Origin of the sequence: Burkholderia sp. PAMC 28687, from assembly GCF_001577465.1 — a bacterium.
In the GTDB taxonomy this organism is placed as follows: domain Bacteria; phylum Pseudomonadota; class Gammaproteobacteria; order Burkholderiales; family Burkholderiaceae; genus Caballeronia.
Map to the genome: position 1 here is coordinate 1,354,918 of NZ_CP014505.1, position 23,521 is coordinate 1,378,438.

Genomic DNA, 23,521 nt, shown 5'->3' on the forward strand with positions numbered 1-23,521 from the left:
CCCTCAAACTCGAACAATCACGAGGATTACCTGGAGGTCACGCAAGAAGACCGCTTTCGACGCCCGCGCGTTCTTCGTCGATATAACGGTCGATCATGCGCGAAACCGCTTCAATGTTGCCCACCATGATCACGCGCGATTCGCCGCGATAAACCCGCACCGGCGCACGGCGCTCGGCTTGCGCATGAACCGACGCGCTGAGCGACACCCGTGCAAACGCAGGTTGCCGCGAAGGCAGCACAGGCGGTTCGTCGAACATGTCGGGCGTGTTTGTGTCCTTGCGGGTCTTGCAGGAGATCAGCGCGCGCAGATGACGAAAGCGGCCGAACTCGCGGAATTGCCTGAATGAAAGCGGCGACCGTGCTGCGGGCGCGAAAGAAGCTGACGCAGCCGACGAAGCAGATAAAAACGAGGCAGAAAACAGGCGGGCAAATCGTTCCATGATGTTTCTCCGTGAACAATAGGGTGCGCGCCGGTTCATCGCGGATGCGATGTCCGTCACGCTTTATAAGGCCGGAAATTCAACCGCAGCGCGGCTGGTAGCGGGAGCGCCCGCCGCCGCAGAGCGGATCAGAAAGCAGCAATCAAAAGACGAGAATCAGAGCGTGGGCATCAAGTCGACCGCGCTCGAAGCACATCACAATTCGCCGGATCGGATCAGTCCGACGGCGATACCTTCAAGTGCGAATTCGTCGCTGCCCGAAGCCACGAAGATGTTTTCGTAGTCGGGATTCTCGGCGATCAGTTCGACGCCGTCCGGGCGACGCTTCCAGCGTTTCACCGTCACGTCGTCACCGAGCCGCGCGACGACGATCTGGCCGTCTTTTGCCTCGTTCTTCTTCTGCACTGCGAGCAGGTCACCGTCGAAGATGCCGGCGTCGCGCATGGAAAGCCCGCGAACCTTCAACAGGTAGTCGGGCTTGCTCGAGAACAGTGCCGGGTCACAAGCGAAGTGCTGCGAGATATGTTCCTGCGCAAGGATCGGGCTGCCTGCAGCCACGCGCCCGACCAGCGGCAGGGACAATTGCATGATGCTCGCGTGCGGCAATGTGAATTGATGCGGTCCGTCATCAGGACCTGGCTGGTTCAGCAACCGAATGCCGCGTGAGGAACCCGCCGCCAGCTCGATCACGCCTTTACGGGCCAGCGCACGAAGATGCTCTTCGGCGGAATTGGCCGAACTGAAACCGAGTTCCGCCGCGATCTCGGCGCGCGTGGGCGGAAATCCCGTGCGCTCGATTGCGCGCTGGATCAGTTCGAACACCTCTTGCTGCCGCGCAGTCAGTTTGCTTGTCTTGGTCACGTGCTTTAGCCCCTTGTCTGGTCCGCCACCCACTGTATGGATGAACAGATGCCTGTAGTTTTATACAGTATTCGCCGCTTTTCAAGCTTTACTTTAAGTTCGGCGTCGTCCAGACCACACAGAGCGAGAAAACAGGCTGCTCCAACACCCGTTTACCGGTCGCAACGCCGCTGCCAGCCTTCATTAGCACTTTTTGATCTAAAAACATGAAGAACAATTATTTTTAATAATGAAAGGCCGTCGATAGACTCAGCCCATCGAATACCATAAGACGGAGAACGGGGAATGTTGAGTCGTAGATCGGGGTGGGGCGTGCGTGCCAGGAAACTGCTTGCAACGGCGGTTATCGGGGCTGCGTCGGGAATCGGGATGATCGCGCAAGCGCACGCCGATACGTCGTTTCTCAACGTGTCGTACGACCCGACGCGCGAGTTGTATCAGGACTTCAACCAGGCTTTTGGCAAGAAATGGAAGGCCGAGACCGGCGAGACGGTCACGTTCAAGCAGTCGCACGGTGGGTCGGGCGGTCAGGCGCGCTCGGTTCTGGATGGCTTGCAGGCTGACGTGGTAACGCTGGCGCTGGCTTATGACATCGATGCATTGTCGGCCAAGGGTCTGGTCGCGCAGGACTGGCAGAAGCGTTTGCCGGACAACGCGTCGCCTTATACATCGACTATCGTGTTCCTCGTTCGTAAGGGCAACCCCAAGCAGGTCAAGGACTGGCCGGATCTGCTGAAGCCGGGTGTATCGATTGTGACGCCGAATCCGAAGACTTCCGGCGGCGCCCGCTGGAACTACCTCGCGGCATGGGCATACGCCGAACATTTGCCGGGTGGCAATGCGACGACCGCCAAGGATTTCGTGACCAAGCTCTATAAGAACGCCGGCGTGCTCGATTCAGGCGCGCGTGGCGCCACCACGAGCTTCGTGCAACGCGGTCAGGGCGACGTGCTGATCGCCTGGGAAAACGAGGCGTTCCTGTCGCTGAAGGAATTCGGTGCGGACAAATTCGAGATTGTGGTGCCTTCGGTGAGCATTCTGGCTGAGCCGCCGGTGGCAGTCGTCGACAAGGTCGTTGACCGTCATGGCACACGCAAGCTGGCCGAGGCGTACCTCAAGTACTTGTATAGCGAGGAAGGGCAGGAGATTGCGGCGCGCAATTTTTATCGTCCGCGTTCGGCAACGGTTCCGGCCGCGCTCACCAAGCAGTTCCCAAAGATCAAGCTGTACACCATCGATGATTCGTTTGGCGGCTGGACCAAGGCGCAAAAGACGCATTTCGCCGATGGCGGCGTGTTCGATTCGATCTATCAGCCGCAGTAATAGCGGCGAGTTTCAAAGCATGAAGCACAGCATCGCCTGCGTTGATCCGCTCGCGATGCTGTAGTCGTAAGAAGCCACAAAAAACCAGCAACACCACCACGGCCGCACAGACGGTCAGAACCCCGAAGCGCCGTTCCCCGCGACGCAACGGTACTGGATGATGGACGCATGACAACTTTCACTTTCCGCAAGCCCAGCGCGCTGCCGGGCTTCGGCCTGACGCTCGGCGTCACGGTGGCGTATCTGAGCCTCGTGGTGTTGATTCCGCTCGCCGCGACCTTTGCCAAGACGGCCACCCTCGACTGGGCAACGTTCGTGCGAGCCGTCACGTCGCCGCGTGTGCTGGCGTCGTATCGGCTGACGTTTTCGGCCGCGCTCGGCGGCGCGCTGATCAACGCCGTGTTCGGCTTTCTGGTCGCCTGGGTGCTGGTCCGCTATACGTTTCCATTCAAGCGGATCGTGGACGCTGTAGTCGATCTGCCGTTTGCGTTGCCTACCTCCGTAGCAGGCATTGCGCTCGCGGCCGTGTATGCGCCCAATGGCTGGATCGGACAATTTCTCGCGCCGCTCGGGCTCAAAGTGGCGTTTACGCCGCTGGGCGTGCTGGTGGCGCTGACGTTCATCGGCTTGCCGTTCGTGGTGCGGACCGTGCAGCCGGTGCTCGAAGACTTCGAGCGCGAACAGGAAGAAGCCGCCGCGTGCCTTGGCGCGACTCGCTGGCTGACGTTTCGCCGCGTGGTCCTGCCGTCGCTGTTCCCCGCGCTTCTGACCGGCTTCGCGCTTGCCTTCGCGCGTGCGCTGGGCGAGTACGGGTCGGTGATTTTCATCGCGGGTAATGTGCCGATGAAATCCGAAATCACGTCGTTGCTGATCATCACGAAGCTCGAACAGTACGACTATGCCGGGGCGACCGCGATTGCGGTCGTGATGCTGTGCGTGTCCTTCTTGATGCTGCTCCTGATCAACACGCTGCAATGGTTCCTCCAGCGGCGCACCAGCCGCGGCGGAGCGGGTCCCGCGCCGGCGCTGGCCGGTTCACTGCATGTCGATGGAGCCAAAGCATGAGCGGCGTCGACCAGAAAGCGGCGGATCTCGGGGCGCTGCGTGCCATCGAACACAAGCTCGATCCCGTTACCGAATCGCGCGCCGTGCGCTGGATCCTGACGACGATCGCGCTGATCTTTCTCGCGCTGTTTCTCGTCGTGCCGCTTGCTGCCGTGTTTGCGCAGGCCTTTGCGAAGGGCGTGGCGTATTACTTCGATTCGTTGAAGGACCCCGATGCGTGGTCCGCCATCAAGCTCACGTTGATCACGGCGGCCATTGCCGTGCCGCTGAACGTTGTGTTTGGACTCTGCGCTTCGTGGGCGATCGCCAAGTTCGAGTTTCGTGGCAAGGCATTTCTCACCACGCTGATCGACTTGCCGTTTTCGGTCTCGCCGGTCGTCTCGGGCCTCATCTACGTGCTGATGTTCGGCGCGCAAGGCTGGTTCGGACCATGGCTCATCGACCATAACGTGCAGATCATCTTTGCCGTGCCGGGCATCGTCCTAGCAACGATCTTCGTCACGTTCCCGTTTGTCGCCCGTGAGCTGATCCCGCTGATGCAGGCCCAAGGCAACGACGAAGAAGAAGCGGCGCACGTGCTTGGCGCGTCGGGCTGGCAAATCTTCCGGCGCGTGACGCTGCCCAATGTGAAGTGGGGTCTCCTGTACGGCGTGATCCTCTGTAACGCGCGGGCGATGGGCGAGTTCGGCGCCGTGTCCGTGGTCTCGGGCCATATTCGCGGCCAGACCGACACCATGCCGCTGCACGTCGAAATTCTCTACAACGAATACAACTTCTCGGCGGCGTTCGCCGTGGCCTCGTTGCTGGCGCTGCTGGCGCTCGTCACGCTCGGGCTGAAACTGCTCGCCGAAAACCGCATGGAGAAATCGATAAAAGCCGCGCAAGCCCGGCCTGCCGATATCGATGTACACAAGCCCGCGGCCGCGTCACTCCAGAACTAGAAGGCGAAGATCACCATGAGCATCATCGTTCGCAATTTGCAAAAGCGCTTTGGCGATTTCGTCGCGCTGGATAACGTCTCGCTGGACTTCCCCGCGGGCGAGCTGGTCGCGTTGCTTGGACCGTCGGGCTGCGGCAAGACCACGTTGTTGCGCGTAATCGCGGGACTCGAATACGCGGATGCGGGTTCGGTCGTGCTGAACGGCGAAGACGTCGCGGAAGTCGGCGCGCGCGAACGTCAGGTCGGTTTCGTGTTCCAGCATTACGCGCTGTTCCGCCATATGACCGTGTTCGAGAACGTCGCGTTCGGGCTGCGCGTGAAACCGCGCAAGGAACGGCCGCCGGAAGCCGTGATCCGCGAGAAAGTGCATGAGCTGCTGAAGCTTGTCCAGCTCGATTGGCTTGCGCAACGGTTTCCATCGGAGTTGTCGGGTGGTCAGCGGCAGCGCATTGCGCTGGCGCGTGCATTGGCTGTAGAGCCGAAAGTGCTGCTGCTCGACGAACCCTTCGGCGCGCTGGATGCCAAGGTCCGGAAGGAGCTGCGTAGCTGGTTGCGCCGTCTGCATGACGACCTGCATATCTCGACCATTTTCGTCACGCACGACCAGGAAGAAGCGTTGGAGGTCGCGGACCGGATCGTGGTGCTCAATCGCGGACATGTGGAGCAAGTGGGCAGCCCGCAAGACGTCTACGATCATCCGCAGACGTCGTTCGTCTACGAGTTCCTGGGCGCGGCAAACCGCCTGAAAGGGACCGTCGATGCACAAGGTTTCGTGGCGCAAGGCGCCGCCAAACCGATCGCGACCGAAGCCAGCTTCGCGGGTCCGGCGGTCGCCTACGTCCGGCCGCACGATCTCACGCTGTTCCCGACGGCTTCGGGTCATCGCGACGGGATCGTGGTCGACGTGCGCCGCGTCGTGACGCTCGGCGGTTCGGTGCGCGTGGACCTGGAAGGCGCGGAAGGCAACGTGCTCGAAGCCGAACTGGATCGCGAGACGTGGCGCGCTTTGAACCTGAACATAGGCGATGGCGTGACCGCCGTCCCGCGCGTGCTGCGCGTGTTCCCGGCACATTGAGACTACCCAAGAAGAGAGGCTGACATGAACTTCCAGCAACTGCGTTTCGTCCGCGAGGCCGTGCGCCAGAACATGAATCTGACCGAGGTCGCGAACGTGCTTTATACGTCGCAATCGGGTGTATCGAAGCAGATCAAGGACCTCGAGGATGAACTCGGCGTCGACATTTTCATTCGTCGCGGCAAGCGTCTGACGGGCCTGACCGAGCCGGGCAAGGAAGTGCATCAGGTGATCGAACGCATGCTGCTCGATGCCGAAAACCTGCGCCGCGTTGCGCGCCAGTTCGCCGACCAGGACAACGGCCATCTGGTGGTCGCGACGACTCACACGCAGGCGCGTTATGCATTGCCGAAAGTCATTCGCCGGTTCACCGAGGTGTTCCCGAAAGTCCACCTCGCGCTGCGCCAGGGCAGCCCGCAGCAGATCGCGCAGATGATCATCAATGGCGAGGCGGACATCGGTATTTCGACAGAAGCGCTCGACCGGTATCCGGACATCATTACCTTCCCATGCTATTCGTGGCATCACACGGTAGTCGTGCCGAAGGGCCATCCGCTGGTCGGACGCGAGAACCTCACGCTCGACGAAATCGCCGAATACCCGATCGTCACCTACGATAACGATTTCACCGGCCGTTCGCACGTCGACCAGGCGTTCGCGAAAGTGGGCGCAATGCCGGACGTGGTGCTGACCGCCATCGATGCCGACGTGATCAAGACCTATGTGGAGCTGGGCATGGGTATCGGCATTGTGGCTGCAATGGCCTTCGATGAAAAACGCGACACCGAACTCGTCGCGCTCGATACCCAACATCTGTTCGAGGCGAGCACCACGCGCGTGGGCTTGCGCAAGGGCGCCTTCCTTCGCGCTTACGCGTACAAGCTGATCGAGATGTTCGCGCCGCAACTGGATGAAGCGCAAATCGCGGCGCAGTTGCGCGAGGCGGCGTAAAACTCGCTTCAGACACGCTCCGCTACAATTGCGGCATGAACTCCTTACACACTTCATTGCCGCAGATTGCCGTCCTCGCCACCGGTGGCACCATCGCGGGCGAGGCGAGCGATGTCGCGAAAACCTCGGGTTACAAGGCCGGCGTTGTCGGCGTCGACAAACTGCTCCACGCCGTGCCGTCCTTGTCGCAGGTTGCGCGGATTCACTCGGAGCAAGTCGCGAGTATCGACAGCAAGGACATGACGCCGGCGCTCTGGGCCAATTTATGCGCACGCGTGAATGTCTTGCTCGCGCAGGATGACATCGATGGCGTCGTCATCACTCATGGCACGGATACGCTCGAAGAAACCGCGTATCTGCTGCATCTCACCGTCAAGAGCGACAAGCCGGTTGTGCTGACGGCGGCCATGCGGCCATCGACTGCCTTATCCGCCGATGGCCCGCTCAATTTGCTCAACGCGGTCACTGTGGCGGCGAGCAAGGCATCGTGGAAGCAGGGCGTGCTGGTCGCGTTCAACAATCAGATCCACAGCGGGCGCGATGTCACCAAGACCAGCACCTACGCCGTCGATGCCTTCCGATCGCCTGAGGGCGGCGCGCTCGGCTGGGTTCAGGACGGACAGGTCGAATATCAGCGCACGGTCGTGAGACCCCACACGCTGCAGACGCCGTTCGAGATCGCGGCTGAATTGCCGGCGGTCGAGATCGTGGCGAGCTATGCGGGGGCATCGCGAGTGGCTATCGACGCCCTGGTCGCCGCCGGCGCGAAAGGGCTGGTAATTGCCGGTACGGGAAACGGCTCGATCCACTCAACCATGCAGCAAGCCGTCGCCGATGCCACGAAGCACGGCGTAGTGGTCGTGCGGTCATCGCGTGTCGGTTCGGGTCACGTGATGCGCAACGGCGCGGCGCCGGACGACGCGCTCGGCTCGATCACGGCGGGAAGCCTGAACCCGTACAAGGCCCGCGTGCTGTTGATGCTGGCGCTGGCCGCGGGTGTTGCATCGAGAGACCTGCAAAACGTCTTCGATACCTACTGATTCGCACACTCGCTCAATCGCTCGATATCGCCCGACACGATCTGTTCCAGATGTCGGGTGATGGTTTCGACAGGCCAGTCCCACCAGGCGATGGCCTGCAGCCGGGCAACGGCTTCGGGCGCGAAGCGGGCCTTGATGGTTTTCGCCGGATTGCCGCCTACGATCGTATAGGGCGCGACATCGCCGGTCACCACCGATCTCGACGACACAATCGCGCCGTCCCCGATCCTGACGCCCGGCATGATCAGCGCGTCGTAGCCAATCCAGACGTCGTTGCCTATTACCGTATCGCCCTTATACGGCAAGTCGGAAAGCGATGGCATGACCTTTTCCCAGCCATTGCCGAAGATCTGAAACGGATACGTCGAGATTCCGGAGAGTTTGTGATTGGCGCCGTTCATGATGAACTGGGCGCCTTTGGCGATAGCACAAAATTTCCCGATGATCAGCTTGTCGCCAATAAACGGAAAGTGGTAAAGCACGTTGCGTTCGAAGTGCTCGGCGTCTTCGGGATCGTCGTAATACGTGTAGTCACCGACCACGATATTCGGATTCTTGACAGTGTTCTTGATAAAACAGACTTGCGGAAAGCCTTCCATGGGATGTTTGTTCTTCGGATCGGGACCGTTCATGCGCACTCCGGAAAAAGGATGTCATTGATAGGCCGATCCTGCCTTGCCGCGTTGATTCAGGCAATAAAAAACGCGAACCAGGGTTCGCGTTCTTCAATTCTTCAACCGACTCAACCTACTCAAGCCAGCGGCGGAATCCGCAAGACCTGTCCCGGATAAATCTTGTCCGGGCTGCTGAGCATCGGCTTGTTGGCCTCGAAAATCACGTCGTTCTTCGCGCCGTTGCCGTAGTACTTGGTCGCGATCTTCCAGAGATTGTCGCCCGCGGCCACAGTGTGAAATTGTGAAACGGGCGTGGGATTCAGAACGGTGATGTGATCGTCGACCTTGTCGACATGCTGCACGTTGCCTGCCGCGACGAGAATCTTCTCCTTGGTCGCCTGATCGGCGGCCTGGCCGCTAACTGTGACCGTATGCGATGCGCCGTCGAACGTGACTTGCAGGTTGTCGGCCGTGAGGCCCTGATTGCGGATGTACGCAGCGATCGCGTCTCCCGCAGTCTTGTTCAACGCCGCTACATCCGGCGCTGCCGGCGCAGCCGATGCGGTTGTCGATACGGCGCCGAACAACTTCTCGCCTGCTTCCTTGATGAAACTGAACATGCCCATGTTGCAACTCCTGTATTAAGCCAATGAGACGGCCGGATAAAGCCGAGCCTCTTAGTCGCACGGCATCGGGCTTAGTTCGCGGTGTTCACGGGAGGAGTTGTAATACTGTGTGGACGGGCACGAAGTGAAACAAAAACTTGAAGCAAAGCTTGAATCAAAAACAAAAAAAGATCCGGCAGGCGGACACCCGGCAATGACGTCTGACCGACCAAGGCTTCCACGTCATCGCCGGGCGCCGCTAGACGGACCCAACGTTATTACACTTCTTGCAACCCACCGGAGATCAGCCGGTTTTCAGCAATTCAGTTTCCTTCGGTAACCTGATGATTCGACATCAGTTCCAGCGCCCGGATCATGCCCGAGTGATCCCACTCGCGCCCGCCGTTCGCCACGCAGACGCTGAACAGTTGCTGCGCGCTCGCCGTATGCGGCAACGCGAGTCCAAGCTTCTTGGCGCTTTCCAATGCCAGATTCAGGTCCTTTTGATGCAGTTCGATCCGGAAGCCCGGGTTGAACGTGCGCTTGGTCATGCGCTCGCCGTGAACTTCCAGGATCCGCGATGCCGCGAAGCCGCCCATCAATGCCTTGCGTACGCGCTCGGGATCGGCGCCGGACTTCGATGCAAACAGCAGCGCTTCACCCACGGCTTCAATGTTGAGTGCCACGATGATCTGGTTGGCCACCTTGCAGGTTTGCCCCGCGCCGTTATCGCCGATGAGCGTGATGTTCTTGCCCATCGCTTCGAAGAGCGGCTTCGCGCGTTCGAACGCAGTTTCCGGGCCGCCGACCATGATGGTGAGCGTCGCTTCACGCGCGCCGACTTCGCCGCCGGAGACGGGTGCATCGAGGTAATCGCAACCCAATGCGTTGATCTTCTTGGCGAATGCCTGCGTTTCGATGGGCGAGATGGAGCTCATGTCGATCACGAGCTGGCCTTTCTCGAGACCCTTCGCCACGCCGTCGTCGGCGAACAGGACGTTGGCGACGTCGGGCGTGTCCGGCACCATCAGGACGATGATTTCGCTGCCGCGCGTCACTTCCGTCGAGCTGCCGACGACCGTGCCGAGCGAGCGCAGATCCTCAGGCACCGGATACGCGCCGTTCAGGACCAGCGTGTGGCCCGCTTTTTTCAGGTTGCGCGCCATGTGGGCGCCCATGATGCCAAGTCCGATAAAACCGATTGTTGCCATTACGTGTGTCTCCTCCAGTTGTCGGGTCGTGGCTTCAAGCCACCGCGCGCGCGTTCTTCCGGCCTGCAAGCTCGCTCAGCCATCCAAGGCCGGCTTCGGTCGTCGCACGCGGTTTGTATTCGCAACCGATCCAGCCTTGATAGCCGACCGAATCGAGCAGCGAGAACAGGAACGGATAGTTGATCTCGCCCGTGCCCGGTTCGTTGCGGCCGGGGTTGTCGGCGAGTTGAACGTGCGCGATCAGTGGCAGGTTGCGTTTGATCGTCGCCGCAAGTTCGCCTTCCATGCGCTGCATGTGATAGATGTCGTACTGCAGGAACAGGTTGTCCGAGCCGACATCGCGGATCACATCCAGCCCTTCCTGCGATTTGTTCAGCGCGAAGCCGGGGATATCGAAGTGATTGCACGGCTCGACCAGCAGCCTGATGCCTTCCTTCTTCAACGCGGCGGCGGCGAACTTCAAATTCTCAACGATGGTCGCCCGTGCGTCCTCACGGCTCACCGAAGCAGGCGGAATACCGACCAGGCAATTGAGTTGCGGCACGTTCAACGCCTTCGCGTATTCGATCGCCTTCGACACGCCTTCGCGAAACTCTTCCTTGCGGTCCGGCAGACACGCGATGCCACGCTCGCCGCCTTCCCAATTGCCGGCCGGGAGGTTATGCAGCACGATCTGAAGGTTGTTGTCGTCAAGACGCTGGCGCAAATCCGCGATGGAGTACGGATACGGAAACAGGAACTCCACCGCCTCGAAACCCGCTTCCGCTGCCGCTGCAAAGCGGTCGAGGAAGGGCACTTCGTTGAACAGCATCGTCAGGTTTGCGGCAAATTTCGGCATGGTTTCTACTCTCTCAGGCTGCATTCAGGCTACGTTCTGACTGGTACTCAGGCGTTCGATGTCGACGCAATGGCCGTCGGCGCGTCCTGCTCGGTTTCGGCGAGCGGCTCGAACTCGTTGATGGCATCGATTTCCGTGCCCATCGCAATGTTCGTCACGCGCTCCAGAATCACTTCCACGATGACCGGCACGCCGAACTCCGCGAGCATCCCTTCGGCCTTGCGCAGCGCCGGGGCGAGATCTTCCGGTTTGAAGACGCGCATCGCCTTGCAACCCAGACCTTCGGCCACCGCCACGTGATCCACGCCATACCCGTTCAGATCAGGCGCGTTGATGTTCTCGAACGCGAGCTGCACGCAGTAGTCCATATCGAAGCCGCGTTGCGCCTGGCGGATCAAACCGAGGTACGAGTTGTTCACGACCACGTGAATGTAAGGCAAGCGGAACTGCGCACCCACAGCCAGCTCTTCGATCATGAACTGGAAGTCGTAGTCGCCGGAGAGCGCCACGATCGGCCGTTGCGGGTCCGCTGCACGCACACCGAGCGCTGCCGGAATCGTCCAGCCGAGCGGGCCGGCCTGGCCGCAATTGATCCAGTTGCGCGCCTTGTACACGTGCAGGAACTGCGCGCCGGCGATCTGCGAGAGACCGATCGTCGAGATGTAGCAGGTGTCGCGTCCGAAGACCTTGTTCATCTCTTCGTAGACGCGCTGCGGCTTCATCGGCACGTTGTCGAAGTGCGTCTTGCGATGCATCGTGCGCTTGCGTTCCTGGCATTCGCCCACCCACGTTCCGCGATCCTTCAGCTTGCCCGCTGCCTTCCATTCGCGCGCCACTTCCACGAAAAGTTCGAGCGCGAATTTGGCGTCGGAGACAATCCCGAGATCCGGTCCGAACACGCGGCCGATCTGCGTCGGCTCGATATCCACGTGCACGAACGTACGGCCCTTCGTATAGACCTCGACGCTGCCCGTATGACGGTTCGCCCAGCGATTGCCGATGCCGAGAACGAAGTCCGACGCAAGCATGTTGGCGTTGCCGTACCGGTGCGCGGTCTGCAAGCCGCACATGCCGGCCATCAGCGGATGGTCGTCGGCGATTGCGCCCCAGCTCATCAGCGTCGGGATCACCGGCACGTTGATCAGCTCGGCGAACTCCACGAGCAGATCTTCAGCAGCCGCATTCAACACGCCGCCGCCGGACACGATCAACGGCCGCTCGGACGTGGTCAGCATCGTCAGTGCTTTTTCGACCTGGGCGCGGGTGGCTTTCGGCTTGTAGACGGGCAGGGGTTCGTAGGTATCGATATCGAATTCGATTTCGGCGAGCTGCACGTCAATCGGCAAATCGACCAGCACCGGACCCGGACGGCCCGAACGCATCAGGTGAAACGCCTGCTGGAACACGCGCGGCACAAGCGCCGGTTCGCGCACCGTGACCGCCCACTTGGTCACCGGCTTCGCGATCGACTCGATATCGACGGCCTGGAAATCTTCCTTGTAGAGACGCGAGCGCGGTGCCTGGCCCGTGATGGCGAGGATCGGAATCGAATCGGCCTGGGCGGAATAGAGACCCGTGATCATGTCGGTCCCGGCGGGTCCCGACGTTCCGATACACACGCCAATATTTCCCGGCGACGCCCGCGTATAACCTTCAGCCATGTGCGACGCGCCTTCCACGTGCCGCGCCAGCACATGGCCGATACTGCCGGCCCGCTGCAACGCCGAGTAGAACGGATTGATGGCCGCGCCCGGCACGCCGAACGCCATTTCGATCCCTTCTTTTTCCAGCACGAGAACGGCTGCATCTACAGCTCGCATTTTGGTCATGACTGTCTCCATCCACTGTGTGTTTCGTTGCGTCCCGCCATTGCAGAACGTCGTTTGATGGACTTTATGCGTGTGCCGGAGTGTTGATAAGATCAGCCAGAGTCGTTTGATCCGATACAAAAAGTATCGAACGAACAAATACGGAGACAAACAAAATGGATCGCTTCAGGCAAATAGAGACGTTCGTGAAAGTCGCCGAGGCCGGCAGTCTTGCCGCGGCCGCGCTGGAGGAGGGCGTGTCGCCGGTGATTCTCGGGCGGCGTATCGATGCGCTGGAAAAACGTCTGGGCGTCAAACTGATGTACCGCTCGACGCGCCGTCTGGTGGTGAGCGAGGAGGGTGCGGCATTCCTGGAACGCTGCCGCGGGCTGCTCGCCGACTGGAACCAGGCGGAAAACGAGCTCGCCGATGGCCAGCGCACCGTCGATGGTCATCTGATCGTCTCGGCGCCCGCAGCTTTCGGGCGAATGCACGTGGCGCCGCATGCCCCCGGTTTTCTCGCCGACAAACCCGCGCTGCAGATGTCGTTCAACCTGAACGACCGCGTGGCGGACCTGATCCGCGAGGGCTACGACTTATCGATAAGAATCGGCGGCGCGGTGGACCAGAATTTCGTGGCCGTGAAGATCGCCGAGAATCATCGCGTGGTCTGCGGCACGCCCGCGTACTTCAAGAAGCACGGCAAGCCGAAAACGCTCGATGACCTTCCGCGCCACAACTGCCTTGCATTCAACCTGCAGGGCGGCCAGAACCGCGGCTGGTATTTCCGTCGAAACGGCAAGCTGGCGACCGTGCGCGTGTCCGGCAACCTGGATTGCAACGACGGCGAATTGCTCCATCGATGGGTATCCGAAGGCCACGGACTCGGCTGGCGCTCGACATGGGAAATCCAGCGGCAACTGGCTGCGGGCGAACTGGAAACCGTGCTGGACGAATTTGCGCTGCCTGACTACGACATCCTCGCGGTGTATCCGCAACAGCGCTACATTCCGGCGAAAGTGCGCTACTTCATTGATTATTTGAAGAAAATCTATGCGCAGCCGGATTACTGGAGCCGCTGACACTAGACCGTACCGGTTGGCTAAAAGCCTGTTGCCGATGCCTTGCCGATGCCTTGTTGATGCCTTGTTGATGCCTAAGCGATTGAAAACACAGCGGAACTAAAGCGCGAAAAGCCCGATTTAGTTGTACGCGCATCCAGATCCGGCTATAATCGTTGGCTTCTCTCTTGCCGCACCGGTCCGACGCCCGGGTGGCTTTATATCCTCAAGGAGTAACAATGCGTCATTACGAAATCGTATTTATCGTGCATCCGGATCAGAGCGAGCAAGTGCCCGCCATGATCGAACGGTACAAAACCACGATCACGTCGCACGGTGGTTCGATCCACCGCATCGAAGACTGGGGCCGCCGTCAGCTGGCTTACATGATCGAGAAACTCGCGAAGGCTCACTACGTGTGCATGAACATCGAATGCAGCCAGGAAACCCTGGAAGAGCTGGAGCACGCATTCAAGTTCAATGACGCAGTGCTGCGTCACCTGATCGTCAAGATGAAGAAGGCCGAAACCGGCCCGTCGCCGATGATGAAGGAAGTGCACCGCGAAGAAGCCAAGAAGGCGGCCAGCCAGCCGTCGACTGAAGCGCAGGCTTAATTAGTCGCCTATACCTAAACATAGGCGTCAAGCCACCAGGATTTAAGTGAACCGGCTGCAACTGACAGCAAGCGTCGTGGAACGCGAACCGGTGCGGTACACCCCCGCCGGCGTCCCCATAGCAAGCTGCACGTTGCATCACTGTACGGAAGTTGTCGAAGCGGGCATTCCCCGCCAGATCGAGCTGACACTTCCTGCGGTAGCGGCCGGAGCTGCGAGCGGCAAGCTGGAAAGCCTTGCGATGGGCGTCGAAACGCTCTTTACAGGCTTCATGGCGAAGAAAAACCGCAACGCGCGAACCCTGGTGTTTCACATCACAGAATTGCAGGATATTGGAAAGGACTGAACATGCCCCGCCCGACTGGTAAGAAATTCGACAAACGTCGTCAGCAACAAAACCCGCTCTTCAAGCGCAAGAAGTTCTGCCGTTTCACCGCGGCCAATGTCGATTACATCGACTACAAGGACACGGACACGCTGAAGGACTTCGTTGGTGAGAACGGCAAGATCACGCCGGCTCGTCTGACTGGAACGAAGGCTCACTACCAACGTCAGCTCGACACCGCTATCAAGCGCGCCCGTTTTCTCGCGCTCCTGCCGTACACCGACCTGCACAAGGCCTAATCAGACGACGCAATAAGGAAAAGCCAAATGCAAATCATTCTTTTGGAAAAAGTCGTCAACCTGGGCAACCTCGGCGACATCGTGAAGGTCAAGGACGGTTACGCACGTAACTTCCTGATCCCGGGCAAGAAAGCTCGCCGTGCAACGAAGGACGCGATCGCGGAATTCGAAGTGCGCCGTGCGGAACTGGAAAAGGTTGCGGCTGAAAAGCTGGCAATCGCTACGGCTCAGGGCGAAAAGCTGAACGGCGCAACCGTTCAGATCTCGCAGAAGGCGGGCGTCGACGGCCGTTTGTTCGGTTCGGTGACGAACGCGGACATCGCCGACGCGCTGAAGAAGCAAGGTCTGGCAGAAGTCGAAAAGTCGCAAGTGCGTCTGGCCGACGGCCCGCTGAAGCTGGTTGGCGATCACGCTGTCCAGGTTGCATTGCACACGGACGTCGTTGTCGACGTGACGGTGTCGGTGCTGGGCGAGCACGCTTAAGCTTCCAGCCAGCCGGGTTGTCTCCCGGCGCTGATGCAAAAGTAAAGTGGTAAAGGAAGGGCGGGAACCCTCAACGGTTCCCGCCTTTTTTGTTTTCTCTTCGCCCGCCGCCCCGTCATTTCGCCGATAATTGCCCCCATGAACGCACCCTCGAAAGATCCGCAAATGGATGCGCTGAAGGTCCCGCCGCATTCCATCGAAGCCGAACAGTCCGTCATTGGCGGCTTGTTGCTCGACAACGCCGCGTGGGATCGCATTGCGGACTTGATGTCGCACAGCGATTTCTACCGCTACGACCACAGGATCATCTACGAGGCGATCGGCAAGCTGATTGCGACCACGCGTCCGGCCGACGTCATCACGGTCTATGAGGCGCTGACCAACACGGGCAAGGCCGAGGGAGTGGGCGGCCTCGCGTATTTGAACGCGCTGGCCCAGAACACGCCGAGCGCGGCCAACATTCGCCGGTACGCGGAAATCGTGCGCGACCGGGCAGTTTTGCGCCGCCTGGTTTCCGTCGCCGATGAAATCTCCGCCGACGCCTTCAATCCGCAAGGCAAGGAAGTGCGCCAGTTGCTGGACGAGGCCGAGGCGAAAGTGTTCTCGATTGCGGAAAGCGGCGCGCGCGGCACGCAAGGGTTTCTTGAGATTGGCCCGCTTTTGACGGAAGTTGTCGAACGTATCGACACGCTTTATCACACCGCGAATCCCAGCGATGTCACCGGTACACCGACGGGTTTTGTCGACCTGGACCGCATGACCTCGGGCATGCACGGCGGTGAGCTGATCATCGTGGCAGGGCGCCCATCGATGGGCAAAACCGCTTTTTCCATGAACATCGGCGAGTATGTGGCGGTCGAGTACGGCCTGCCGGTCGCCGTGTTTTCCATGGAAATGCCGGGCACGCAACTCACCATGCGTATGCTGGGTTCGGTCGGACGCCTCGATCAGCACCGGATGCGTACCGGCCGTCTCACGGACGAAGACTGGCCAAAGCTCACCCACGCAGTGCAAAAAATGAGTGAGGCGCAGATCTTTATCGATGAAACCGGTGGCCTCAACCCGATGGAACTGCGCTCGCGCTCGCGCCGCCTTGCGCGCCAGTGCGGCAAGCTGGGTTTGATCATCGTCGATTATTTGCAACTCATGTCGGGGTCCGGGTCAGGCGGCGAAAATCGCGCGACGGAAATCTCGGAAATCTCGCGTTCGCTCAAAAGTCTCGCAAAAGAGCTCGATGTCCCGGTGGTTGCGTTATCGCAGTTGAATCGCGGACTCGAGCAGAGACCAAACAAGCGTCCGATCATGTCGGATTTGCGAGAATCCGGCGCTATCGAACAGGATGCGGATGTCATTTTGTTTATTTACCGGGACGAAGTTTACAACCCCGACAGCCCCGACAAAGGTACTGCCGAGATCATCATCGGCAAGCAGCGCAATGGCCCAATCGGGCCAGTACGTCTCACGTTCCAGGGGCAATACACGAAGTTCGAGAATTTTGCGGGCGCGCAGAATTTCTACAGCGACTAAAGGAACTCATGTTGCAACCGCACCCGGATTGTTACCGATCAGGGTGCGGCAGCGTTCCCGCGAAGGTACAATGTGGCGGTTTTATGTCAGCCCCATTTTGAGCCACTTTCCGGGATTTTCATGTTCGGTCGATTCATGCCCACCGAGGGCAAATTTTTCGAAATCTTCAATGCGCACGCGAAGTGCATCGTTGACGCGAGCCACGAACTCGAACTGCTGATCGACAACATGGACCAGATGGAAGTCCATAAGCAGAACGTCCAGACGAACGAAAAACGTGCTGACAAGCTCACGCACGAAACCATCGACCTGTTGCACAAGACCTTCATCACGCCGCTCGATCGCGACGAAATCCACAAGCTCATCACGACCATGGACGACATCCTGGACCTGATGGAGGATGTCGCCACGGCAATCTCGCTTTACGACGTGCGCGAATCGACTGCGGAAATGAGCCAGCTCGCTCATATCTGCACGGCGACTTCCGAGCGCGTGCAGCAAGCCGTGCAACTTCTCGCGGACATGAAGCGCGCCAGCGAAATCCTGAAGATCTGCGAAGAAATCGACCGTCTGGAGTCCGATGCGGACCGCGTACTGCGCTCGGCCATGTCCAAGCTTTTCCGCGAAGAAGATAACGTCAAGACGCTGATCAAGCTGAAGGCAATCTACGAGCTGCTCGAGACGATCACCGATAAATGCGAGGATGTCGCGAACATCATCGAAGGCATCGTGCTGGAAAACGCCTGATTTCAGCCGCGCCACTCACTCGATAAACGATGCATTCGATTCAACTCGCCCTCTGGGCTGTCATTACGCTCGTCGTGGTCGCGCTGGTGTTCGACTTCATGAACGGTTTTCACGACGCCGCCAACTCAATCGCAACCGTCGTCTCTACCGGCGTGCTGAAACCTCAGCAGGCCGTGGCTTTTGCTGCAGCTTTCAACGTCATCGCGTATTTCATCTTCCATTTGAAGGTCGCGGCGACCGTAGGGAAGGGAACCATCGATCCGGCAATCGTCGATCAATATGTGATCTTCGGTGCCCTGGTCGGCGCTATCGGCTGGAACATCATCACGTGGCACTATGGCATTCCGTCGAGTTCGTCGCATGCGCTGATCGGCGGCCTGGTCGGGTCTGCATGGGCCAAATCCGGCTGGGGTTCGCTTAACCTCGACGGCCTGCTCAAGACCGTTTCGTTCATCTTCATTTCGCCGCTGCTCGGCTTTGTGCTCGGGTCGCTCTTCATGCTGATCGTCTCGTGGATGTATTTCCGAACGCCGCCGTCGAAGGTGGACCGGCGTTTCAGGCGCTTGCAGCTTGTGTCGGCGGGACTCTATAGCCTCGGGCATGGCGGTAACGACGCGCAGAAAACCATCGGCATCATCTGGATGCTGCTGATTGCGGCGGGTTATGCATCGGTTACAGCCGACGCGCCGCCAATCTGGGTGATCGGCGGATGTTATTTGTCGATGGGACTCGGCACGCTCTTCGGCGGCTGGCGCATCGTGCGCACGATGGGGCAGAAAATCACGAAGCTGAAACCAGTCGGCGGGTTTTGCGCGGAATCGGGCGGGGCGATCACGCTGTTCGTGGCTTCGTTTCTGGGTATTCCCGTCTCGACCACCCATACGATTACCGGCGCGATCGTCGGTGTCGGCGCGACGCAGAAGTTCAGCGCGGTGCGCTGGGGCGTGGCGGGGAACATCGTCTGGGCGTGGATTCTGACGATTCCGGCATCTGCCGCAATGGCCGCCGTTGCATGGTGGCTAGGTCGGCACTTTTTCTAAGCCGGCATGCCATCAGGCAGTTAAAGAAACGGGCGACATCAGTCGCCCGTTTTCGTTTCTAAATCAACGGTGCGCCAACGCCGTCCATCGGAATGATTGCGCCGGACACGTAGCTCGCCTGGCGGCTCGCCAGGAACAATGCAACGTTCGCGATTTCCTCCGGAGTGGCGTAGCGGCCGAGCGGCACTTTCGCCTGGCTGCGCGCCAGCGCTTCGTCGCGTGTGATGCCTTGCCGTTGGGCTTCGAGCGCGAGCGATTCCTCCACACGTTCCGTCAGGGTCGCGCCCGGGTTGATCGCGTTGATGCGAATCCCTAGTTTCGCGTAATGATGTGCGAGACCAACCGTCGCCAGCATCAGCGCCGCATTTGCCGCGCCACCGGCAATGTGAATATCGCTCGCAATCTTGCCGCCCATTCCGATGATGTTCACAACCGCGCCCGGATCGCTCTTCGGGTCCGCTTTCAGCCGCTCGGCCATTTTTTTCAGCACCGCTTGCTGCGGATAGATGCATGGGAAGTACTTGGCTTCCATCGCGGCTTTGTAGGCGTCGGCATCGAGCAGATCGGGATCGTAGCGTTTCGCCGCGCCCGCGGAATTCACAAGGATATCGATGGGGCCAAGCGCGCTCGTGGCTTCCTCCACCACATCCTGCACGCTGTGCGCTTCGTGAAGGTCGGCGCGTGCGAGATGCACGTGGTGTCCGTGCTGCGCCAGCTGTTCGCGGGCGCGCGCCAGGTTCGCTGCATCGCGCGAAACGATCGCGACGCGCGCACCTTCCGCTGCAAATGCCTGCGCGCATGCGAAGCCGATGCCCTTGCTGCCGCCCGTGATGAGCACGACTTTCCCGGCAAGTCCCAGGTCCATGAGGTCACTCCTTATCGAGGCTGATTGCGATTCTTCGACGCTTGGCAATCGATGCTGGCAAGCGTTTGACAACACACGATAGCAGAGGCCGCCGGGGTGTGCGCGTCAGGAGATGTGTGGAGAGGCGTGCGTCGTTCGCGGCTCAGTAGCTGCCGTTGGCAAACTTTGCGATGGGGTCATCGGCGGCGGCGGGGCGCGTGGGCACGAGCGGATTCGTCGACGCACGCATTACGTGGACGGCCGGGTCCGAAGCTGGAATGCGCGCCACGGACGATGGCTGTAGTTCCTGCACCGCGCGTACTTGTTGGGCCGCGAGGCGGGCGGTCGGCGGCGGTGGTTCGAAGGCATCGGCGGCGGCGGCGATGGGGTCCGGCGCATTCGATGCTTTAGCGATTGCGCTCGATTCCGCTTGCGGCTGCCGAACTGGCGAGGTTGCGTTGGCCGCCAGCGCCTGACGTTGCGCGGCGGAAAGCGCGGACGGCGAAGGTTCGAACGGATCGACGCTCGCACGTGCGGTAGACACAGCCGGCGAAACCGCGCCGGCTGATTGCGCTTGTCGCTGAGCGGCAGACAACACCGGCGGCGGAGGTTCGAACGCGTCAACCGCGTTGGTACTGTTCGGCGCCGCCGCGACTTGTGCAGGCGCAGACCGGCTGGCAGCGCCATCGGACGGAGCGGGAACGGGCGACGCCAGATACGTCGGTGAATCGAAAGGCGCTGGAGCCGACTTAGGCGCGGCGACGCGGCGGATGCCATCGAAGCGCTTCGCCCAGTAGGGGTTCGTCAGATAATCAAGCCGGACCGTGCCGCCGGTGGATGGCGCATTCACGAAGCGCAGCTTGCCCACGTAGATCCCGACATGCGAATGCGCGCGTCCGGTCGTGTTGAAGAAGATCAGGTCGCCGGGTGCGACTTCGTCTGGTTCGATGGACTCGCCGCGCCCGCTCATGTCAGCGGTCGTGCGTGGCAGATTGACCGAGGCCGCGCGGTCGACCACGTACCGAACCAGTCCGCTGCAATCGAAACCGGCTTCCGGCGTATTCCCGCCCCAGCGATACGGCACGCCGACAAGCGCCATTGCCTGAATGGAAATTTCCTCGCGCCCCACGCTGTGATCGACGAAGTTTGGAAACCCGGATGGCTTGGCAAAAGTGCGGTTTGCAGCAGTCGTATTCGATTCGGCCGGCGCGCGCGATATCCGCTGCGGCGCGCTGGAGCAGGCGGCAACGAGAAAGGTGACGAGCAGCAGTGACCAGAATCGGCGCATTCGAAAAGGCGAGCGGACCGCTCACCGTGATGACGGTCTCGCGATACTAGCCCGTCAGATGGGGCTCCGGCAAGTTTTGTTGATAAGTCACTTTAGGTTAACGTTGTAAGTGCGGTTGCATACGACGTCGGTTTAGAGAAAAAACCACAAAAAAAGCCCGGCAAGCGATGCTTGCCGGGCTTTCGGACAGTGGGTGAAACTTTAAAGGATATCTGAAGCGTAATCCGCCAGACGCGAGCGCTCACCGCGCGCCAGCGTCACGTGACCGCTGTGCGTCCAGCCCTTGAAGCGGTCAACCACGTACGTCAGCCCCGAGCTGCCTTCGGTCAAATAAGGCGTATCGATCTGCGCGATATTGCCCAGGCACACGATCTTCGTACCCGGACCCGCCCGCGTGACGAGCGTTTTCATCTGTTTCGGCGTCAGGTTCTGCGCTTCATCGATGATCACGTACTTGTCCACGAACGTGCGTCCACGCATGAAGTTCATGCTCTTCACCTTCAGGCGCGAGCGGATCAGTTCCTGCGTGGCGGCGCGGCCCCATTCGCCGGCGGCGTCGTCCGTTTTCTGCAGGACCTCGAGGTTGTCGTCGAATGCGCCCATCCACGGCTGCATCTTTTCCTCTTCCGTACCCGGCAAGAACCCGATATCTTCGCCCACCGGAACCGTCGCCCGGGTCACGATGATCTCGTTGTAGCGCTTGTCGTCGAGTACCTGTGCGAGGCCGGCGGCCAGCGCCATCAAGGTCTTGCCGGTCCCGGCCTGACCCAGCAGCGTGACAAAGTCGACGTCCGGGTTCATCAGCAGGTTCAGCGCAAAATTCTGCTCCCGGTTGCGCGATGTAATGCCCCACACGTTGTTCTTGTGGTGACTGTAATCGCGCAGCGTTTGCAGCAGCGCCGTCTTGCCGTTGAGCTCACGCACGATGCCATAGAACGACGGTTCGCCGTTCTGCGGTTCGAAGTACACAAACTCGTTCACTAACATGGACGCGCATTGCGGACCGGTCACGCGGTAGTACGTGGTGCCTGTCTTCGTGTCCTGCCAGCTTTCCATGCCTTTCGCGTGCTTCGTCCAGAAGTCCGAAGGCAGCGCGCGCACGCCGGAATAAAGCAGATCCTTGTCTTCCAGGACCTGGTCGTTGAAATAATCTTCTGCCGGCAGACCGAGCGCGTGGGCCTTGATGCGCATGTTGATGTCTTTCGACACCAGCACGACCTGGCGATCCGTGCGCTCTTTTTGCAGCGCGCGAACCACGCCGAGAATCTGGTTGTCCGCCTTGCCGACCGGCAGACCCTCAACCGGCTCGATGTCGGTCAACGTGGTCTGGAAGTAAAGGCGGCCGGTTGCATCGCGGTTACCCAGGGCGGAGAGCGGCAATCCCGCCGACATCTCGCCAACATGGGCGACCAGCGCATCCAGCGTACGGCTGACCTGGCGTGCATTGCGCGCCACTTCCGACATGCCTTTCTTGTGGTTGTCGAGTTCCTCGAGCGTCATCATGGGCAGATAGACGTCGTGTTCCTCGAACCTGAAAAGCGATGATGGATCGTGCATCAGCACGTTCGTATCGAGCACGAAGAGCTTGCCGATCTCGTTTTCCGGCTGGCCGCGCTGACGGCGCTTTTGCTGAACGCGCGGCTGTGCGGCAGCCGAAGCCGGCGCGGCGGGCGGCGCTTCGGAACGAACGCGAGCTTCGACCGGCGCGCGGGCCACGGCCGGCTGCGCCGTGGTCTCGACCTGCTCGGCGGGCGCAGCGGCGGGCTGCAGCAAGGCCGCGGTCTGCCTGGTGCGGCGCGTACGCGCGGCAGGTGCGGCGTCGGATGCTTCGACGGCCGAGCCTTTTGCGGCATTCGCGAGCGTTTCACTGGCGATCGCGCGCAACGTGTTCGCGGCGGTGGGGCGCGAAGCGCTAGCCGGCGCGGCGAAGTCAGTATCGATGTCAGTCGTGGCTAGGTCGCCCTCGCTCGCCTGCTTTCTGGATGGTCGGGCAGGCCGGGCTTTGGCTTTGTATTCTTCAGACGGCAGGAGGTTGCCGAGCTTGACGGGTGCGGTAGGCAAAGGCATGGTTTCCCTCGAAAGGATCGGATCTTATGTCGTGCGTCGCCTGTCGCATCCTGCTGGGTTGGCCTGAGTTATCAGGCCTGACTTCGATGCAGTTTGCGCCCGGTGACGCGCTTCGGTTTCGAAAACGCCGGTTCGCCTAGATTTCGATCGGCTCCTTGGAAGTTGCGTCCTGAAGATCAAACGGGAGTTCAAACGGGAGTTCAAACGCGCGGACGGCGCGGCGCGCAGCGCGGGAGGGAGCGTCCGCAAACAAAAAAGCCGCCGTCCCGGACGTTGGGACCAGCGGCTCTGGAGCGCCTGCGTACCTGCTCCTTTCGTCCTTCACTTCGCCCGGGCAACATGTGAAGCCGGAGCGTCGTGTGTAGCGGAGACCCGTGCCGGTCGCGGGGGTTGCCGCGATACACCGGGCGCTACGTAAAGAGAAATGGAAGGAGGGGCATGCGCTCATTGCGA

Annotated in this window: 24 protein-coding genes; 14 read left to right on the plus strand and 10 right to left on the minus strand. The window is 60.4% G+C overall.

The window, feature by feature from the left end:
- Positions 1–37: 37 nt before the first annotated feature.
- Together AX768_RS06265 and lexA are read right to left on the minus strand one after the other, a co-directional pair.
- Complete coding sequence (locus AX768_RS06265) at positions 38–442, minus strand: hypothetical protein (protein WP_231941332.1); 405 nt, start codon at positions 440–442, stop codon at positions 38–40.
- A gap of 195 nt (positions 443–637) precedes the next feature.
- Positions 638–1,303 (minus strand): transcriptional repressor LexA, encoded by a 666-nt coding sequence (lexA, locus tag AX768_RS06270; protein WP_062000819.1) that lies wholly within the window; start codon positions 1,301–1,303, stop codon positions 638–640.
- A gap of 285 nt (positions 1,304–1,588) precedes the next feature.
- Here lexA and AX768_RS06275 point away from each other — a divergent pair, with 285 nt between their 5' ends.
- The 6 genes from AX768_RS06275 to AX768_RS06300 all read left to right on the plus strand — a co-directional run bounded on the left by AX768_RS06275 (position 1,589) and on the right by AX768_RS06300 (position 7,697).
- Positions 1,589–2,626, plus strand: coding sequence for a sulfate ABC transporter substrate-binding protein (locus tag AX768_RS06275; RefSeq protein WP_061999240.1), 1,038 nt, complete (start codon positions 1,589–1,591; stop codon positions 2,624–2,626).
- Positions 2,627–2,794: 168 nt separating this feature from the next.
- Entirely contained in the window at positions 2,795–3,691 is an 897-nt protein-coding gene (gene cysT / locus AX768_RS06280; protein ID WP_061999241.1) for a sulfate ABC transporter permease subunit CysT, read from the plus strand.
- On the plus strand, positions 3,688–4,632 hold the full coding sequence (gene cysW, locus AX768_RS06285) for a sulfate ABC transporter permease subunit CysW (RefSeq protein WP_061999242.1): 945 nt from the start codon (positions 3,688–3,690) through the stop codon (positions 4,630–4,632). Before cysT ends, cysW begins: the two co-directional genes overlap by 4 nt.
- 15 nt (positions 4,633–4,647) lie before the next feature.
- The gene (locus AX768_RS06290; RefSeq protein WP_061999243.1) at positions 4,648–5,706 is read left to right on the plus strand and encodes a sulfate/molybdate ABC transporter ATP-binding protein; all 1,059 of its coding nucleotides are present in this window, start codon (positions 4,648–4,650) and stop codon (positions 5,704–5,706) included.
- A 24-nt stretch (positions 5,707–5,730) separates the two neighbouring features.
- The gene (locus tag AX768_RS06295; RefSeq protein WP_061999244.1) at positions 5,731–6,657 is read left to right on the plus strand and encodes a CysB family HTH-type transcriptional regulator; all 927 of its coding nucleotides are present in this window, start codon (positions 5,731–5,733) and stop codon (positions 6,655–6,657) included.
- A gap of 35 nt (positions 6,658–6,692) precedes the next feature.
- Entirely contained in the window at positions 6,693–7,697 is a 1,005-nt protein-coding gene (locus AX768_RS06300) for an asparaginase (RefSeq protein ID WP_061999245.1), read from the plus strand.
- Here AX768_RS06300 and AX768_RS06305 read toward each other — a convergent pair.
- The 5 genes from AX768_RS06305 to gcl all read right to left on the minus strand — a co-directional run bounded on the left by AX768_RS06305 (position 7,691) and on the right by gcl (position 12,794).
- Positions 7,691–8,329, minus strand: coding sequence for a Vat family streptogramin A O-acetyltransferase (locus tag AX768_RS06305; RefSeq protein WP_061999246.1), 639 nt, complete (start codon positions 8,327–8,329; stop codon positions 7,691–7,693). The two genes, AX768_RS06300 and AX768_RS06305, sit on opposite strands and share 7 nt — an antisense overlap.
- A gap of 119 nt (positions 8,330–8,448) precedes the next feature.
- Positions 8,449–8,937, minus strand: coding sequence for a peptidoglycan-binding protein LysM (lysM, locus tag AX768_RS06310; protein WP_061999247.1), 489 nt, complete (start codon positions 8,935–8,937; stop codon positions 8,449–8,451).
- A 302-nt stretch (positions 8,938–9,239) separates the two neighbouring features.
- A complete protein-coding gene (glxR, locus tag AX768_RS06315; RefSeq protein ID WP_061999248.1) occupies positions 9,240–10,127 on the minus strand; it encodes a 2-hydroxy-3-oxopropionate reductase in 888 nt (295 codons plus the stop codon).
- 34 nt (positions 10,128–10,161) lie between these two features.
- On the minus strand, positions 10,162–10,965 hold the full coding sequence (gene hyi, locus AX768_RS06320; RefSeq protein ID WP_062000820.1) for a hydroxypyruvate isomerase: 804 nt from the start codon (positions 10,963–10,965) through the stop codon (positions 10,162–10,164).
- Between the two features lie 47 nt (positions 10,966–11,012).
- Complete coding sequence (gene gcl / locus AX768_RS06325; protein ID WP_062000821.1) at positions 11,013–12,794, minus strand: glyoxylate carboligase; 1,782 nt, start codon at positions 12,792–12,794, stop codon at positions 11,013–11,015.
- 155 nt (positions 12,795–12,949) lie between these two features.
- Here gcl and AX768_RS06330 point away from each other — a divergent pair, with 155 nt between their 5' ends.
- The 8 genes from AX768_RS06330 to AX768_RS06365 all read left to right on the plus strand — a co-directional run bounded on the left by AX768_RS06330 (position 12,950) and on the right by AX768_RS06365 (position 18,869).
- Positions 12,950–13,855, plus strand: a complete 906-nt coding sequence (locus AX768_RS06330) for a LysR family transcriptional regulator (RefSeq protein WP_061999249.1) — start codon at positions 12,950–12,952, stop codon at positions 13,853–13,855.
- Between the two features lie 218 nt (positions 13,856–14,073).
- Entirely contained in the window at positions 14,074–14,448 is a 375-nt protein-coding gene (gene rpsF, locus AX768_RS06335) for a 30S ribosomal protein S6 (protein ID WP_056353082.1), read from the plus strand.
- Between the two features lie 46 nt (positions 14,449–14,494).
- Positions 14,495–14,794: a primosomal replication protein N gene (gene priB / locus AX768_RS06340; RefSeq protein ID WP_061999250.1), complete on the plus strand. Its 300-nt coding sequence runs from the start codon at positions 14,495–14,497 to the stop codon at positions 14,792–14,794.
- Positions 14,795–14,796: 2 nt separating this feature from the next.
- The gene (gene rpsR, locus AX768_RS06345) at positions 14,797–15,072 is read left to right on the plus strand and encodes a 30S ribosomal protein S18 (RefSeq protein ID WP_061999251.1); all 276 of its coding nucleotides are present in this window, start codon (positions 14,797–14,799) and stop codon (positions 15,070–15,072) included.
- A gap of 27 nt (positions 15,073–15,099) precedes the next feature.
- Complete coding sequence (rplI, locus tag AX768_RS06350) at positions 15,100–15,555, plus strand: 50S ribosomal protein L9 (RefSeq protein WP_061999252.1); 456 nt, start codon at positions 15,100–15,102, stop codon at positions 15,553–15,555.
- A 138-nt stretch (positions 15,556–15,693) separates the two neighbouring features.
- Positions 15,694–17,082, plus strand: coding sequence for a replicative DNA helicase (locus AX768_RS06355; RefSeq protein ID WP_061999253.1), 1,389 nt, complete (start codon positions 15,694–15,696; stop codon positions 17,080–17,082).
- A 120-nt stretch (positions 17,083–17,202) separates the two neighbouring features.
- A complete protein-coding gene (locus AX768_RS06360; RefSeq protein WP_056353092.1) occupies positions 17,203–17,829 on the plus strand; it encodes a DUF47 domain-containing protein in 627 nt (208 codons plus the stop codon).
- Between the two features lie 29 nt (positions 17,830–17,858).
- The gene (locus tag AX768_RS06365) at positions 17,859–18,869 is read left to right on the plus strand and encodes an inorganic phosphate transporter (protein ID WP_061999254.1); all 1,011 of its coding nucleotides are present in this window, start codon (positions 17,859–17,861) and stop codon (positions 18,867–18,869) included.
- 58 nt (positions 18,870–18,927) lie between these two features.
- Here AX768_RS06365 and AX768_RS06370 read toward each other — a convergent pair whose 3' ends face one another.
- The 3 genes from AX768_RS06370 to AX768_RS06380 all read right to left on the minus strand — a co-directional run bounded on the left by AX768_RS06370 (position 18,928) and on the right by AX768_RS06380 (position 23,068).
- The gene (locus AX768_RS06370) at positions 18,928–19,734 is read right to left on the minus strand and encodes an SDR family oxidoreductase (protein ID WP_061999255.1); all 807 of its coding nucleotides are present in this window, start codon (positions 19,732–19,734) and stop codon (positions 18,928–18,930) included.
- Positions 19,735–19,876: 142 nt separating this feature from the next.
- Positions 19,877–21,001 (minus strand): NlpC/P60 family protein, encoded by a 1,125-nt coding sequence (locus tag AX768_RS06375; protein ID WP_061999256.1) that lies wholly within the window; start codon positions 20,999–21,001, stop codon positions 19,877–19,879.
- 201 nt (positions 21,002–21,202) lie between these two features.
- Positions 21,203–23,068, minus strand: a complete 1,866-nt coding sequence (locus tag AX768_RS06380; RefSeq protein WP_061999257.1) for a PhoH family protein — start codon at positions 23,066–23,068, stop codon at positions 21,203–21,205.
- Between the last annotated feature and the right edge of the window lie 453 nt (positions 23,069–23,521).

Coding starts and splice junctions, on each gene's coding strand:
- AX768_RS06265 (WP_231941332.1), bottom strand. CDS start 442: ATGGAACGATTTGCCCGCCTGTTTTCTGCCTCGTTTTTATCTGCTTCG.
- AX768_RS06275 (WP_061999240.1), top strand. CDS start 1,589: ATGTTGAGTCGTAGATCGGGGTGGGGCGTGCGTGCCAGGAAACTGCTT.
- cysT (WP_061999241.1), top strand. CDS start 2,795: ATGACAACTTTCACTTTCCGCAAGCCCAGCGCGCTGCCGGGCTTCGGC.
- cysW (WP_061999242.1), top strand. CDS start 3,688: ATGAGCGGCGTCGACCAGAAAGCGGCGGATCTCGGGGCGCTGCGTGCC.
- AX768_RS06290 (WP_061999243.1), top strand. CDS start 4,648: ATGAGCATCATCGTTCGCAATTTGCAAAAGCGCTTTGGCGATTTCGTC.
- AX768_RS06295 (WP_061999244.1), top strand. CDS start 5,731: ATGAACTTCCAGCAACTGCGTTTCGTCCGCGAGGCCGTGCGCCAGAAC.
- AX768_RS06300 (WP_061999245.1), top strand. CDS start 6,693: ATGAACTCCTTACACACTTCATTGCCGCAGATTGCCGTCCTCGCCACC.
- AX768_RS06305 (WP_061999246.1), bottom strand. CDS start 8,329: ATGAACGGTCCCGATCCGAAGAACAAACATCCCATGGAAGGCTTTCCG.
- lysM (WP_061999247.1), bottom strand. CDS start 8,937: ATGGGCATGTTCAGTTTCATCAAGGAAGCAGGCGAGAAGTTGTTCGGC.
- glxR (WP_061999248.1), bottom strand. CDS start 10,127: ATGGCAACAATCGGTTTTATCGGACTTGGCATCATGGGCGCCCACATG.
- hyi (WP_062000820.1), bottom strand. CDS start 10,965: ATGCCGAAATTTGCCGCAAACCTGACGATGCTGTTCAACGAAGTGCCC.
- gcl (WP_062000821.1), bottom strand. CDS start 12,794: ATGACCAAAATGCGAGCTGTAGATGCAGCCGTTCTCGTGCTGGAAAAA.
- AX768_RS06330 (WP_061999249.1), top strand. CDS start 12,950: ATGGATCGCTTCAGGCAAATAGAGACGTTCGTGAAAGTCGCCGAGGCC.
- rpsF (WP_056353082.1), top strand. CDS start 14,074: ATGCGTCATTACGAAATCGTATTTATCGTGCATCCGGATCAGAGCGAG.
- rpsR (WP_061999251.1), top strand. CDS start 14,797: ATGCCCCGCCCGACTGGTAAGAAATTCGACAAACGTCGTCAGCAACAA.
- rplI (WP_061999252.1), top strand. CDS start 15,100: ATGCAAATCATTCTTTTGGAAAAAGTCGTCAACCTGGGCAACCTCGGC.
- AX768_RS06355 (WP_061999253.1), top strand. CDS start 15,694: ATGAACGCACCCTCGAAAGATCCGCAAATGGATGCGCTGAAGGTCCCG.
- AX768_RS06360 (WP_056353092.1), top strand. CDS start 17,203: ATGTTCGGTCGATTCATGCCCACCGAGGGCAAATTTTTCGAAATCTTC.
- AX768_RS06365 (WP_061999254.1), top strand. CDS start 17,859: ATGCATTCGATTCAACTCGCCCTCTGGGCTGTCATTACGCTCGTCGTG.
- AX768_RS06370 (WP_061999255.1), bottom strand. CDS start 19,734: ATGGACCTGGGACTTGCCGGGAAAGTCGTGCTCATCACGGGCGGCAGC.
- AX768_RS06375 (WP_061999256.1), bottom strand. CDS start 21,001: ATGCGCCGATTCTGGTCACTGCTGCTCGTCACCTTTCTCGTTGCCGCC.
- AX768_RS06380 (WP_061999257.1), bottom strand. CDS start 23,068: ATGCCTTTGCCTACCGCACCCGTCAAGCTCGGCAACCTCCTGCCGTCT.